The organism is Burkholderia sp. 22PA0099 (assembly GCF_047497165.1).
In the GTDB taxonomy this organism is placed as follows: domain Bacteria; phylum Pseudomonadota; class Gammaproteobacteria; order Burkholderiales; family Burkholderiaceae; genus Burkholderia.
Genome location: NZ_CP163165.1, coordinates 109,985 through 124,948 on the forward strand (window position 1 = coordinate 109,985; position 14,964 = coordinate 124,948).

Annotated in this window: 8 protein-coding genes; all 8 read right to left on the reverse strand. The window is 69.0% G+C overall.

Going from position 1 to position 14,964, the window contains the following annotated elements:
• Positions 1–3: 3 nt before the first annotated feature.
• Positions 4–543: a hypothetical protein gene (locus AB4851_RS15755; protein WP_414450588.1), complete on the reverse strand. Its 540-nt coding sequence runs from the start codon at positions 541–543 to the stop codon at positions 4–6.
• Entirely contained in the window at positions 540–2,393 is a 1,854-nt protein-coding gene (locus AB4851_RS15760; RefSeq protein ID WP_414450589.1) for a hypothetical protein, read from the reverse strand. The genes AB4851_RS15755 and AB4851_RS15760 overlap by 4 nt, the downstream gene beginning before the upstream one ends.
• Entirely contained in the window at positions 2,390–2,941 is a 552-nt protein-coding gene (locus AB4851_RS15765; RefSeq protein ID WP_414450590.1) for a PilN domain-containing protein, read from the reverse strand. Before AB4851_RS15765 ends, AB4851_RS15760 begins: the two co-directional genes overlap by 4 nt.
• Complete coding sequence (locus tag AB4851_RS15770) at positions 2,938–3,822, reverse strand: hypothetical protein (protein ID WP_414450591.1); 885 nt, start codon at positions 3,820–3,822, stop codon at positions 2,938–2,940. Before AB4851_RS15770 ends, AB4851_RS15765 begins: the two co-directional genes overlap by 4 nt.
• Positions 3,815–5,530: a GspE/PulE family protein gene (locus tag AB4851_RS15775; RefSeq protein WP_414450592.1), complete on the reverse strand. Its 1,716-nt coding sequence runs from the start codon at positions 5,528–5,530 to the stop codon at positions 3,815–3,817. Before AB4851_RS15775 ends, AB4851_RS15770 begins: the two co-directional genes overlap by 8 nt.
• On the reverse strand, positions 5,527–6,714 hold the full coding sequence (locus AB4851_RS15780) for a type II secretion system F family protein (RefSeq protein ID WP_414450593.1): 1,188 nt from the start codon (positions 6,712–6,714) through the stop codon (positions 5,527–5,529). Before AB4851_RS15780 ends, AB4851_RS15775 begins: the two co-directional genes overlap by 4 nt.
• 142 nt (positions 6,715–6,856) lie before the next feature.
• Positions 6,857–7,318, reverse strand: a complete 462-nt coding sequence (gspG, locus tag AB4851_RS15785; RefSeq protein ID WP_414443567.1) for a type II secretion system major pseudopilin GspG — start codon at positions 7,316–7,318, stop codon at positions 6,857–6,859.
• 61 nt (positions 7,319–7,379) lie between these two features.
• The gene (locus AB4851_RS15790) at positions 7,380–14,444 is read right to left on the reverse strand and encodes a beta-1,3-glucanase family protein (RefSeq protein WP_414450594.1); all 7,065 of its coding nucleotides are present in this window, start codon (positions 14,442–14,444) and stop codon (positions 7,380–7,382) included.
• Positions 14,445–14,964: the final 520 nt, after the last annotated feature.

Consider the following 14,964-nt stretch of genomic DNA (forward strand, 5'->3'; position numbering starts at 1 on the left):
GGATCAGTCGGCACTGCCGATATCCATCGTCTGAACTAGTTTCTGGGGCAGATAGACAAGCGTCATGGTGGGCGGCGTGATCGAATCGATCTTGTAGGCGCCGTCGATGACCATCTGGTCGTGCACGATCAGCGTGTCGTCGCCGCGCGCGAGATACACCTCCCAATGTCCGGCCGATTTCTGTTTGCCGAGATACGCGAACGGCATCGCCGGCGTGTTCGGCAGCGGCGGGATATCGGCTTGCACCGGCGCGGCCGACGGCAGCGGCGGGGCCAGCATCACGGTGCCGAACAGCGCATGCGCGCCGGCATCGCCGCGCACGGTGCGCGGGCGGATCGCGGCGATCTCGACGGCGCCCGGCGCGCGCGGGTCGGCGGCGCGCGCGGTGGCCGGCGCGGTGTCGGACGCACCGCCGGGCCGCGCCGCGTGCGGGGCGGCTTCGACCAGGCCGTCGTCGGCATCGTGGTGCGTGAACACCAGCACCACCGCGCACGCGACGAACAGCACGGCCATCGCGATGTGCTTCGGTTGCGGCTTTTTCATGGGGTGCCTCCGGGAGGGGAGGCGGTGGCATCGGCGGGATCGGGGGCCGAGGCGGCATCGGAAGCCGAAGCGGCGGCGGCGAGCGCGGCCGGCGTGACCACCGCGCCGCTCGCAAAGGTGCGCGTGGACCCGCCGGATTGGGCGTGCAGATCGATAACGTGCACGGCGTTCGCGGATGACGATGATGCTGGCGATGTGGACGATGCGGCGGTCGGGTAGGCCGCGCCGGACGATGCGGGCGTCGGCGCGAACGGGCGAGCCGCGCCGGACGATGCGGGCGTCGGCGCGAACGGGCGAGCCACGGCGGCTTGCGCGGCGAGGTTCGCCATGCGGGCGGAGCCGCCCAAGGCGGGATGAGGCGCTGCCGGTTCGGTCGACGCAACCGCCGATCGGGCGAGCGCGGCCGGTGCCGATGCGGGCAGGTACGTTGCCTCGCGCCTGGCCGTAGCGGCCGGTGGCGGCACCGCCACCGGCATCGCGACGCCAGCCGCACCGGGCGCGTTCGCCGCATTGGCGGTGCGGGCTTCGGGCTTTGCAGTCGAGTACGTATACGGCGACGGGAGCTTTGCCTCGTGCGTTGCGTTGGCGCGTGCGACCGGCGATGCGATTTCTGCTTCGCGCGTGGCGGCCGAACGTGCAGCCGGCGACACCGGCTTTGGCTCGCGCGTTTCGACGGCACGCGCCACCGGTGACGAGGTCTTGCCTTCATGCGTTTCAGCAGCACGCGCAACCGGTGACGACATCCTGCCTTCATGCGTTTCAGCCGCACGCGTAACCGGCGACGACATCCTGCCTTCATGCGCTTCAGCCGCACGCGCAACCGGCGACGGCATCTTGCCTTCATGCGCCTCGACAGCACCCGCAACCGGCAACGATGTCTTCCCTTCATGCGCCCCACTCGCACGCACCTCCGGCGACTGCGCTTTTGCTTCGCGAGGTTCGGCAGCACGCGCCTCCGGCGCAACCGCTCCCTTCGCCTGCGCCGAACGCGTCTCCACCGGCCGAATCACCGCCAGCCCCGGCAACGTCACCGGCCCCTTCGCCAACGCGGCATCCGCTCCACGCGGTTGCGCGTTGACCGACACGACCGTCGCCGGATGCCCCACTGCCCCCACTGCCGCATCCGACACCGGCAATGGCACGAAGCCGTCGCCCGAGGCCAGCACACGCCCGGTCGTATCGACAGCCGACGCCCCGGAAACCGCCGAAGCCACCGCAACCGTCGAAGCACCGTCAGCCGTCGAAGCCCCCGCCTCGATCGCCGCCGCCTCCGACGCGCTCAACGGCGCGATCGCCACCGGCCGCAAGAACGCCGTGAAGCGCAGATTGGCCTCCACGCCGGCATCCTCGGCCGAGCTGCGCTTGAAGCGCATGTCGTCGAGCGCGGCGTACGGCACGGCCGCCAGCACCGTCTCGCCGAACCGCCGCAGCCGCGCGTAATCGCCCTTCACCGGCAACACGACGGTGTAGGTATCGAAGCGGCCGAAGCCGTCGTGCCCCGGCTTGTATTCGGCCTTGTCGAGCGTCACGCCGGCCGCCGCAGCAGCCTCGAACAGATGCTGGACGATCTCGCCGGTATGCGTCGAATCGCCGAGCCCACGATAGAAACCGGCCAGCCGGTCGGCCGCCAGCGCCGCAGGCGGAATCGCGGGTTTGGGCGGCGGCGCGGCGGCGAGCCGCGTGGCCGCGCGCGTGGCGTCGTCGACCTGCGCGGCCATGCCGGGCAGCAGGCCGAGCCACAACAACACCGCGCCGAGCAGCGCGGCGCCGGCCACCAACGGCCCCGCGCCGAAACGCGTCAAGGCCAGACGCAGCCGCAGCAGGCTGCGCACGGGCAACGAGATCGTCATGCGCCGCCCCCGCGCCATTGCACTTCGATCTGGAAACGCAGCACCGTATCCATGCCGTCCTTCACGCGCTCGTGCCGCGTCAGCGTCACGCGCCCGAGCATCGGCTGCCGGCCGAGCGCGGCCAGGTAAGCGAGCATGTCCTGCGGGTCCTCGCATTCGGCCTCGATGCGCAGCAGCGCGCCGGCCGGCTCGGGGGTGATCGACATCAGCGCGATCTGGCTGGGCGTGGCCGCCTCGATCGCATCGAGCAACGCGTCCCACGGCAGATTCAGGCGCGCGATGGCCAGGTTGACGGCGGCGGCCTGCTTCGCGTCGACCGGCTCGCGGCTCACGCGTTGCGCCGAGCGCACGATCCGGTCGTTGCGCTCGACGATGCGCGCGGTTTGCGCGTCGAGCGCCTGCAGCCGCACCAGCAGCGTCTGCGCGCGCCACGCGGCCACGCCGCACAGCAGCAGGCCGATCAGCGCGAGCACGCGCGCGAACGGCCGAATCCGGTGCCACTCGCGCCGCACGCTGAACGGCGCGAGATCGATCGACAGGCTTCTCATTGCGTCGGCGCGCTCCAGGCAAGCGGCGCGGCCGATTCGGCCACGGCCCCGGCCGGCAACGCGTTGATGCGCTCGGCCACGCCGGCCCAGCGCACCGCCAGGCCCGGATCGGTGAAATCGGTCGCGCCCGGCATCCACACCTCGCAGCGCGGGCCGTGCAGCACCAGCGCCGACGGTGCCGGCAGATTGTCGAGCAGCGCCGCGCGCGTCACCTGCTCGCGCAGCCAGCCGAGCGACGGCACCGGCTCGGGCACGGCGAGCGTGCGCACCGCCACCACCCGCGCACGCGGCGCAGCCGCGATCAGGCCGAGCGTCAGCGCGCGTTCGCCGCGCGTGGCGAGCCACGTGTGCGCGCCAAGCTCCCGGCGCGTCTCGTTCCAGGCCGCCACGAATTCGGGCTGCGCCGACACCACGCAGCCGCGCCCGGCCGCCACCGCCTCGTGCAGCGCGCCGGCCCAGTAGCGCGGCACCGCGCAGGCGAGAAACGGCTCGGCGGCCTGCCAGTCGGCCTGGATCTGCCAGCCGGCCGGGTCCTGGCCGTACAGCATGCGAAACCGCACCTCGGCCGCCGCGCGCAAATCCGACAGGCGGCGCGCGTTCTCGGCCGGCGTGACCATGAAATAGCGGGCGAGCGCATCGGCGAACCGCACATGCACGGGCAGCCCGCGCCCGCCCGATTCGTCGATCGCGGCAGCCAATGCCGCGGCCAACGCACCGGGCGCGGCGTCGCCGGCAAAGCCGGCGCCCATCAGCGGCCGCTCGACGAACTGCGCCGCCGCATGACGCGACGCGCCCGTGCGGCGCACCGTCACCGCCTCGCGCGACACCGTGAGGCGGCATTCCCCGCGCGGCGCGAGCCGCTTCAGCCAGCGATCAAGCATTGAGGGTCACCCGTTTCACTTCGGCCAGCGTGGTTTCGCCGCGCTTCACCAGGCCGAGCGCGACCTCGCGCAATTGCCGCGTGCCGTTGCGGCGCGCCGCTTCCTTGATCACGCGGATCGGCTGCTTCTCGACCACCAGGTCGCGGATCTCGTCGTCGAGGATCAGGATCTCGGCGATCGCGCGCCGGCCGCGATAGCCGGTGCCGCGGCAATCGCCGCAGCCGGTGCCCTGGCGGAAGTCGTAGCCGGCGGTGGCCTCGCGCGTCAGGCCGAGCCGCGCCAGCTCGGCGTCGCTCGGCTGATACGGCACGGCGCAGCGCGGGCAGTTCACGCGCAGCAGGCGCTGCGCCCAGATGCCGTTGAGCGCCGACACGAACGCGTACGGATCGATGCCCATGTGGCCGAAGCGGCCGAACACGTCGAACACGTTGTTGGCGTGCACGGTGGTCAGCACGAGGTGGCCGGTCAGCGCGGATTGCACGGCGATCTCGGCCGTTTCGCGGTCGCGGATCTCGCCCACCATGATCTTGTCGGGGTCGTGACGCAGGATCGAGCGCAGCCCGCGCGCGAACGTCAGCCCCTTCTTCTCGTTGACGGGAATCTGCAGGATGCCGGGCAGTTGATATTCGACCGGGTCCTCGATCGTGATGATCTTGTCGCGGCCGTTGTGGATCTCGGTCAGTGCGGCGTACAGCGTGGTGGTCTTGCCCGAGCCGGTCGGGCCGGTCACCAGCAGCATGCCGTACGGCTCCTCGGCCAGCGCGCGCAGCGCGACCAGCGAATCGGCGTCGTAGCCGAGCGCCTCCAGCGTCAGCGCGCCGTAGGCCTCGATCATGGCGCGCTTGTCGAGAATCCGGATCACGGCGTCCTCGCCGTGGATGCTCGGCATGATCGACACGCGCAGGTCGATGTCGCGCCCGCCCGCCGCCACCCGGAAGCTGCCGTCCTGCGGCACGCGCCGCTCGGCGATGTCGAGTTCGGCCAGCACCTTCAGGCGCGAGATCACCTGCTCGGCCGCCTCCACGCCCTGGATCGTGGCGGCCGCGTCGAGCACGCCGTCCACGCGGTACTTGAGCGCGAGCCCGGTGGCCGTGCTTTCGAGGTGGACGTCGGACGCGCCGGCCTTCAGCGCGTCGTACAGCGTCGAATTGACGAGCTTGACGGCCGGGCTGGCCGCCTCGCTGACGCTCTGGAACGACAGCACCTGGGTGGTGCGGCCATCGGCCTGGCTGCCGTCGGCGGCGCCCACGAGGTTGTCCACCGCGCGCGCCGATTCCTCCAGGCGCGCGTGATAGGCGAGCAGGTCGCCCGGCAGCGCGAGCCGCATCTCGAGCCCGCCGCCCGCCTGCGCGTCGAGCCAGGTCTGCAAATCGAGATCGAACGGGCTGGTGACCACGCCGATCAGCGCGCCGCCCGGGGCACCCGGTTCGCCGGCGTCGGCCTTCTCGCGCAGCAGCGCGCAGCCACGCTGCATCGCGAGCGACAGCGGCACGCGGTCGAACGCCGGTGCGAGCGCCAGCATGCCGGCCGTCTCGATCACGGTCATCGCCGTCTGCGCGGCGAGCGCGCGCAGCAGCTCGATCGGCTCGGTGCCGGTCAGCGCCTGCAACTCGTCCACCAGATGCCGCCGGGTAGCCGCGGCGGCCGTGCGCGCGTGCATCAGTTGCTCGGCGTCGAAGTGCGCCACCGGCGCGTCGAGGGTCGTCATGACAGGCTCCCCGCCAGATCGAAGATGGGCATGTACAGCAGCACGACGATGGTGCCGACCACCACGCCGATCGCCGACATCAGCAGCGGCTCGAACATGCGCGTGAAGCGGTCGATCCAGCGAGTGATCTCGCCGTCGTAGAACGCGGCCGACTGGGTCAGCATCGCGCCGAGTTCGCCCGAGCGCTCGCCCACCCGCAGCATGCGCAGCGAGATCGGCGTGGTCAGCCGCTGCGCCTGGAACGCGACCGACAGCGATTCGCCCGATTGCACGGCCGTGCGCGCCAGTTGCAGCGCCTCGCGCATCGACGGCGACACCGTGCCGCTGGCCGTCTGCATCGCCGTGACCACCGGGATGCCGCCTTCGAGCAGCATGCCGAGCGTCAGGTACAAACGCGAAAGCTGGTAGATGCGCAGGTGCGGGCCGAGCAGCGGAATCCGCCCGAGCAGCGTGACCAGGCCGATGCGCGCCACCACCGCGCGTATGCCGAAAAACAGCGCCGCCGCCGTGCCGCCGGCCGCCAGCACCAGCGTCGGGCCGTGCGCCGACGCGAAGCGGCCCCAGTCGAGCAGCATCTGCGACATCCACGGCAGCGCGCGGCCGGTGCCTTCGTAGATGGTCGCGAAGCGCGGCACCACGTAGGTGATCAGGAACGTCGATACGCCGCCGCCCACCACCAGCAGGATGCACGGATAGATCGCCGAACTGACGAGCTTGTTGCGCACCGTGTCGATGCGCGCCTGGTAATCCACATAGCGCGCCAGCGCGCGCGGCAGGTCGCTGGTGCCTTCGGCCGCGCGCACGATGCCGACGTAGAGCGGCGGGAACACGTCGGGCTGCTCGCCGAGCAGGGCCGAGAAGCGCTTGCCTTCGCGCAGCCCTGCCAGAATTCGTTGCAGCACGCCGCGCAGGCGCGCGCCGGCCTCGCGTTCGAGCAGCGCCTCCAGCCCCTCGACGATCGACAGGCCGGCCTTCAGCAGCGCCAGCAGCTCCTGGCTGAACAGCACCAGCGAGATCCGTCCGCGCACGGCCGCCGGCCCGCGCAGCGTGCGCACCGGCGCGACGCGCATGGCGTGCAGGCCGCGCGCCTCGACCTGCGCGCGCGCGCCGGCCTCGTCCTGGGCGTCGACCACCAAGGCCGTGATCCGGTTATCCGGCGAAAGCGCTCTGACTTCGAATTGCATGATGCCGCGTGTTCCTTTGCTGAGCCGAGCGTCTGCCGTGGCATGGCGGTGCGTCCGTGGTCCGTTCCTCGTTGCGAGAACGGCCCGGGCGCACCGCCATGCCGGGTCCGCTTGCGCGAACCCGATGCATGGCGCGGCGATGTCACTCGCTGCTGAGATCGGCGTCCTCGCCCGAGCCGCCCGGTTGCCCGTCGCGGCCGTACGAGATCACCGCGTAATCGCCCTTGGTGCCGGGCACCTGATAGACGTACGGATGGCCCCACGGATCGAGCGGCACGTCCTTCTTCAGGTACGGGCCGTTCCACTTGTCCGCGCCGGCCGGCTTGACCACCAGCGACTGCAAGCCTTCCTCGGTGGTCGGGAAGCGCCCCACGTCGATCCGGTAGTTGTCGATCGCCTTGGTCAGCACGTCGATCTGCGCGCGCGCCACCGTCACCTGCGACTTGCCGAGCTGCGCGAAATAGCGCGGCCCGACGATCGCCGCCAGCATGCCGATGATCACCAGCACCACCAGCAGTTCGAGCAGCGTGAAGCCGCGCGTATGACGGCGCGGCGTGTGCGCGAGCCGGTGTGCGCCGGCGGTTCGGACAGTCGTCCCGTTCATCTTCGATCACCCATCAGGAAAAACGCGGGCGCGCCGCTTGGGCGCGCCCGCCGGTTCGACCTCAGTAACCGATGCCGAGCACGATGTGCTCCGGTACCGGCACCTGAATCGTCGAGCTCTGGTTGTTGACGTCGTCGAACGCGTAGCCGTAGGCCAGACCGCTGATGCCGTGGTCGTGCCAGAAGCGTGCGTACTCGTTGAACGGCGAGGCCGCGTAGTACGCCGACGGCACGTTCCACTTGGTCGTGTCGCCCATCACGTGGCGGTTGATCGCGGCGCACAGCTGCGCCTCGATCTGCTGCTGCGTGCCGTCGCCATCCAGGAACACGTCATTGCACAACAGCACCGCCTGCGTGTTCGGCTTGTTGACCGTGTAGGTCGCGCCGGCAAACTGGCCGTTGTGCTGATCGACTTCCTTGAACACCAGTTGCGTGCCCGAGGCGCGGCCGACGAACGCGCGAGCGCCCGCCACCACCGGCAGATCGTTCGACGCGTAGTACGTCCACATGTCGTTGACGTAGCCGTCGAAATACGTGCCGTTGGGCTTGCCCGCGGCGAACGAGTCGTGGGCCGGCGCCATGATGCGGAAGTTCGACGGCGTGGACGGCTGGAACGGCGCCGACACTTCGCGTGCATACGCCTGGTACAGATCGGCGCGGCGTTGCGTGATGCCGGTGCGCTGATGCACGGTGCCGTTGGCCGAGTAGACGTCCTGCGAGAGCGGGAAGCCGAACTCGTCGACCTGCGTGGTGTTGATCCACAGGCCGTTGCTGCCGTACGCGAACTCGTACCAGTCGAACGGGATGCCGAGGCTCGGGTCCGTGCCGTTGTTCGGATCGGGCGGCGCGAAACCGATGTTGCCGTTGGCGTCCGTGTTGATCTTGATGTACAGCGGGCTGCCGAGCGACACGAAGATCCGGCCGGAGAACATCGGCGGCAACTGCAGCGTCTTGCTCTGCGCGAGCGTGAAGAAGTAGTTGCTGTAGTTCTGCCCGTTCGGCGCGGTCAGGTGGTTCGGCGCGTCGTTGTCGGCCGCGCTGGACGCCACGATCGTGCCGTCCGGCTTGAGCCACGCGAACTGGCCGGTGGCCGGGTCGCGCGCGATGACGGCCACGTACACCTGGTCGTCGGTATAGGCGCCCTGCGTGTTGTTCTGCAGGTCCACGCCGATCAGGCCCGGCTTGACCGTGTAGGCCGGCACCGCGGTGTCCACCGTCAACGTCGCGTTGCCCGAGCCGGTAACGGTGCCGTCCGGCCCCGTCACCGCCACGCTGAACACCTTGCCGGTGTCGCCGGCCACGGCCAGCGGCGTGTCGTAGGTGCGGTTGGTCGCACCGGCGATCGGCTTGCCGCCGAGCTGCCACTGGTACGTGTACGGCCCCGTGCCCGACATCAGCACGGCGAAGTGGCCGCTCTGGCCCACCGGCACCGCCTGGTTGGCCGGCTGCTCGACGAACGGGCTGACCGGTTGTTGCGGCGGCGGCGTGCTGCCCGAGCCGGCCAACGCCGGATCGTTGTACACGGCGAACTCGAACAGCGAGTAGCCGTAGCCGGTTGCGCGCTGTACCCCTTGCAGGCGGATGTAGCGCGCCGTGGTGGTGGCGGTCAACGGCAGATCCTCGATGCCGCCGCGCCCGTTGTTCTGGGTGTAGACGGTGTTCGACCAGTCGACGTTGTCGTGCGAGGTCTGGATCAGGTACTGCTTGCCGTAGGCGTTCTCCCAGTTCAGGACCACCCGGTTGAACGTGCTTTCCTTGCCGAGATCGAGCGTGATCCACGCCTTGTCGTCAAAGTTCGACGACCAGCGCGTGTTCAGGTTGTTGTCCACCGCGTTCGACGCCGGATAGCCGTCGTTTTCCAGGCCGCTCGCGCTGGCCTTGGTGCCCAGCGCCAGGTTCACCGCCGCTGCCGCGGAGCCGAACGTGACATTGACCGTGTGCGGCGCCAGCACTTCGTTGAACGTGTAGTGATCGACGATGCCGACATCCGCGCCGTCGACCTGCACGCCCGTCACCGCGCTGCCTGCCGCCGGTGCGAACTGGTAGTTCTGCACGCCGCCCTGCAGCACCTGCGTGCTGCCGGCCGGCGTGATGCTGCCGCCGCCGTTGCCGTTGCTGGTGGCCGTGACCGCGTAGCTCGGCGTGTTCGCGCTGTTGTACACCTCGAACTCGAACAGCGAGTAGCCGTACTGCGTCGCGCGCTTGGTGCCGTACATGCGCACGTAGCGCGCCTGCACCGGCGCCGGGAAGCGCAGGTCCTCGGTGCCGCCGGTGTCGCCCGTCTTGGTCACCGCGTCGTTCCACTGGCTGTTGTCGGTCGAGGTCTGGATCTTGTAATCCACCCCGTACGAGTCCTGCCAGCGCAGCACCACGCGATCGACCGTCTGCACCGAGCCGAGGTCCACCGTGATCCACTGCGGATCGGCGAACGCCGACGACCAGCGCGAATTGAGGCTGCCGTCGGTGGCGTTGCCCGGGCCGTAGCCGTCGTTCTCGTTGCCGCTGGAGGTAGCCGGCTTGCCGTACGCGAGGTTCGCGCTCGGCACGGTCGGCGGCGGCGGGGTGGTCGTGCCGCCACCGTTGCCGGTGTTGCCCGGGTCGCCCGTGTTGCCGTTACCGTTGCCATTGCCCGTGCCACCGGTATTGCCGGTGCCGCCGGTCGTGGCGGCCACCACCGTCAGCGTGGCCGGCGCGGTCGTGACCGTGCCGCCCGCGTTGCTGATGTCGACCGTGTAGATCGTGCCGTTGTCGGCCGCGACCGTGACGGGCGGCGTGGTGTACGACGGGATCGTCGTGATCGCCACCAGCGTGCCGTTGCGCTTCCACTGATAGTCGAGCGGGCCGGTGCCCGTGACGGCCACCGTGAACTTCGCGCTCTGGCCTTCGCTGGCCGTGAGCGCCGCCGGTTGCGCCGTGATCACCGGCGCCGGCGAGGTGTTGCCCGACACGCACATGACCCACGCCGGGGCGTTGTTGATGATGCCCTGCGACTGACGGCCCGACGAATCGACCAGCCAGGCATTGGTCGGCAGGTTCGGCACCACCGTCGTGGTCCAGGTGCGCCACGGCGACGGGAACGCGCACGAGGCGTAGTTCGAGCGTGCCACCGTCTCGGCTTCGTTGAGCGTCGGCACGCGCATGCCCACCGCGTTGCAGTACTTGATCGCGACGTCCTGCGTGAACTGCGCGCCGTCGGCCGCGAACGTGGTGTACGTCTGCTGCCACGTCAGGCCGCTCTGGTTGTCCTTCACGTTCGGCACGAACGGGCCGTTCGGCAGGCCGGGAATCGTCGACTGCCAGATGCCCGGTTGCGGCGCCAGCGGCGTGTAGCGCTCGGTTTCGCCGCCGCACTGCGGGGCGTCGAGCACCTGGAACTCGAACAGCGAGTAGCCGTATTGCGTGGCGCGCTTCACGCCCAGCATCCGCACGTAGCGGGCCGAGGTGCTCGCGAAGTTCTGCGTCTCGACGTTGCCGCCGCCCACCACCGGCGCGGTGGTGCCGCCGGCGCCGTCGGGCTGGCCGTTCGGGAACACGGTGTTCCACACCTTCTCGTCGTTCGACACCTGGATGTCGTACTCCGAGGCGTAGGCGTTTTCCCAGTTCAGCACGACCTTGTCGAAGGTCTTGACCGAGCCGAGATCGACTTCGAGCCAGGACGGATCGATGTCGGGCGCCGACGACCAGCGCGTGGCGACCGAGCCGTCGATCGCGTTGGCCGCCACCAGGCCGCCGTTCTGATCGCTGCTCGACTTCGCCGTCGCGCCGAGCGCGAGGTTCGACGCGTCGGTGCCGCTCACGGTCAGCGTCGCCGTACGGCTGTCGACGCTGCCCGCGCTGTTGCTCACCGTGACCTTGTAGCTGCCCGCGTCGGTGGATTGCGCCGACGGGATCAGCAGGCTGTCGGAGTTGTCGCCCACCGGCTGGTTGCCGTGGAACCACTGGTAGCTGAGCGGGTTCGAGCCGGACGCGGTCACGCTGAACGTCACGGCCTGGCCGACCGGCACGCTCTGGTCGATCAGGTCGGTGGCCGACGGGATGGTCGGCGCCACCGCCACGTTGACGGTCAGGCCGACCGGATCGGAGGTGATCTGGCCCGCGCTGTTCTTGACCAGCACGCTGTAGAGCGCGCCGCTGTCGGTCACCTGCATCACCGGCGTGTCGTACACCGGCGCGTTGGCGCCGGTGATCGGCGTGCCGTTGCGCAGCCATTGATAACTGAGCACCGGCGAGCCCGACGCCACCACCAGGAACTCGGCGCTCTGGCCCGCGGTGATGTTGCGCGCGAGCGGGGCCGTGACGATGGTCGGCACGGCCGGCTGCACCAGCGTGACCGTCGCGCTGTTCGACGGCACCTTGCCGATCAGGTTGCTGACCTCGACGCTGAAGTTCGCGCCGTTATCGGCCTGTTGCAGGGCCGGCGTGGTGTACGTGTAGCTGTTCGCGCCCGGGATCAGCTGGCCGTTCTTGAACCACTGATAGCCGATCGGCGTGGCGCCGGCGGTCAGCACCGTGAAGGTGCCGCTCTGGCCCAGCGTGACGACCTGGCTGGCCGGCTGGGTCAGGATCTGCGGCGCGGTTTGCGGCTGCTGGCCGACCACCATGTCGGTGCCGTCGAACGCTTGCGCGTTGACGGCCGGCTGCACCGCGAACGATGCGGTTGCGCTGCCGAGGGTCGGCGACGACACCGTGACGTTGACCGTGCCCGGCTGGAACTGCGTGCGCACCGCGATCTTCGCCATGCCGCCTTCGGCGGACAGGTTCGGGTCGCCCGGTGCGTGCCAGCCTTGCGGCTGCGCGTCGTTGACGTAGTGGTCCGAGCCGCCGCGATAGGTGCCCGGGCCGCTGACTGCAAACGTCAGCGTCTGGCTCGCGTCCGGCACCAGGTTGCCCGCCGCGTCGACGACCTTGGCCGTCAGCGTGGCCGCGTCGGTGCCGTTGGCGGTCAGCACGAAGCTGTCGCCGTCCGGCTTGACGATCTGCGGATCGACCGTGAGCAGCAGGTGATCGGCCGCGCCGGCGGTGGTCAGCGTGTCGGTGGCGGCGACTTGCAGGTCGTCGTTCAGACACTCGGCCACCAGCGTGCCCGGCTGGAACGGGATGTTGTCCCAGTGCACCTGGCCCGGCAGCAGCGTGGTGTTTTCCGAGAGGTCGGCCGACGGGTCGGAGCTGGTCGGGTTCGGCGTTTGCGCGCCGCCGACGATCTGGCCGTTCAGGCGCAGACGCACCGACGGGCAGTTGCTGAACGCGTTCACGCGCACCAGGCCCGTGCGGTTCCAGGTGTTGGCCAGCTTGACCACCGGCTGGAGCGTGCCGTTGAAGCCCTTGTACGGCGTCCAGACCGACTTGTAGATGTAGTAGATCAGGCGCGGCAGGCGGTTCCAGTCCATCATCGACGCGCCGTTCGACCGCACTTCGCTGTTCAGCACGCCGTCCGTCTGCGTGTTGATTTCACCCGGCGTGTCGGCCAGGTACCAGTGCGCCATGCCGAACGACTTGCCGATCATGCTGTGCACCCAGTCGCGCAGATACGACGCCGCGAACTGGATCTCGAAGTCGTACTTCCAGCGGCCCACGCCGTCGCCCCAGTATTCGGAGCCGTAGGCCGGCGTGGCCGGGTACGTGGTCTTGACGTTGACGTCGCAGCCCTGGCCCGAGCAGCCGAGGATGTCGCCGTTGGCCGGGTTCGGCGTGCGGTCCGCCTGCGCGCGCGTGTTGATGAAGTCGTACACACGCGAAATTTGCTTCAGGTTCGCCGCGATGCCCGGGTCCATCGTGCCGTTGTTCGCCTCCCAGGCGAGCACCGACGGATGGTTGCGGTCATGAATGATCATGTCGCGGTGCAGTTCCGACTTCAGCGTGATGTTGTCCTGCGTCACGCAGCCGGTCGTGGTGGTCGCCGTGCAGGGCGCGGGGAAGCCGTTCTCGCCGTCGCCGCTGGGCTGCAGCATCATGATCCCGTACTCGTCCGCGCCGTCGAGCCACTCGCGGCCCTGGCTCGAATGGCCCGGGCGATACGAGCTGCCGCCGGCCTGCGCGAGCAGCGAGAGATCCTGCCATTGCAGGTCTTCCGGCACGGCCGAGCCGAGCGCCGGATAGTCGTAGCGGCCCGATGCACCGAACAGGTAGTGCGGGTGGCCGTTGATGATCGGGAAGTTGTGATCCCAGGTGATGGTGCGGATGCCCAGCGGGCTTTGCTTGGTATCGACCACCACGCCGTTCACGCTGACCGAATGGATCACGTGGTACAGGTACGGACGGCCGTAGACGCTGTTGTTCGGATACCAGAGCGTCGGGTTGTTGACCGTCAGGATCTGGTCGAACGTCGATTGCGGCGCGGGCAGCACGGTCGCGGTGTTGGCCGCGAGCGTCTTGGTGTCCTGCGCCGTGGCGACCACGTTGCCGCCCGCGTCGACGATCTGCGTCGTCAGCGTGACCGGCTGGTCGTTCGAGTATTCGTTGAGGACGTTGGTCTGCACGCGGATCGTCGCCACCGCGTCGTTCGCCGTGACCGTCGCCACGTAGGTGCCCCACGTGTTGAGCACCGAGTAGACGTTCTCCGGAATATGGACGCGGTCCGTGATGTGCATCCACACCGGACGGAAGATGCCCGTGTCGTCCTGGCCGAAGCGGAACGCACCCGAGAAGCTCGGCGACTCGAAGAACTTGTCGCCACGCGACACCTTCACCGCCAGCACGTTGTCGGCCGGCTGGCCGTTGGCGTCCTTGAATTTCACGTAGGGCGTGAGGTCCACCACGAACGGCAGGAAGCCGATCACGTGGGTGGCCTGCGCGTTCGCCGCCACCTGGCTGTTGCCCTTGATGAACTGGCCGTTGATGTACACCTGCACGCCCGTGTGCGCGCCTTCGAACAGCACCAGCACCTTGCGGGCGAGCTGATCGGGGCCGAACGACGGATCGAGCTTGAAGTGCTTGCGATACCAGTTCGTGTTGCCGGTCAGCTGGCCTTGGCCGCCGCCCGACTCGATATTGATGAACGTGTCGTTGTCGGCGGGCGTTTGCGGCACGCCGATCGATTGCCACTTCGAATCGTCGAAGGCGGGATTCGAATAGCTCGGATCGTCACTGTCCTTGAGGTATTTCCATGGGGTCGCCCCCAGGTTGATCACGATGTGATTGCTGGGCGGCAGCGGTACCGCTGCTCGCGCGTGCACGATGGAGAGCAGGAGCAGCCCCCATAAAAGGAGCAGCCACCCTCCACCCTGCCAGGCTGTTTGCCTAACACTATTGCGCATGTTGGTTATCCCGGTGATCCACGTAATGCGTCTGTCGCTACGGACACGGCCGCCCCCTGCGGGCGTCCCCCAATGCCTGCCGCACGGGTGACGCGACGGCCTGTCCGGCCCGACGTTCCCGCGCTTCGATTCCTTACTTGTTTGTCAGCCTCGTGCCCGTTCATGACGGGTCGCAAACGTTTGACCGATCGGACGCAAACGTTTTACACGCGAAATAGGGGATGACCCTCGCTCTGCACTGGAGGAGATAACGGCCCGGGTCGGGAAAGGTTGACTAAGTGGAAACCCTTAGGAATTTTCGACTTTTCGGGGAAGTCGGCTAAAAGGGGACAAATGCTTTTGTTTGTTGTTGAAAACCGATCCTAAATGGTTGCGGGTGCAACTTTTTGCATGG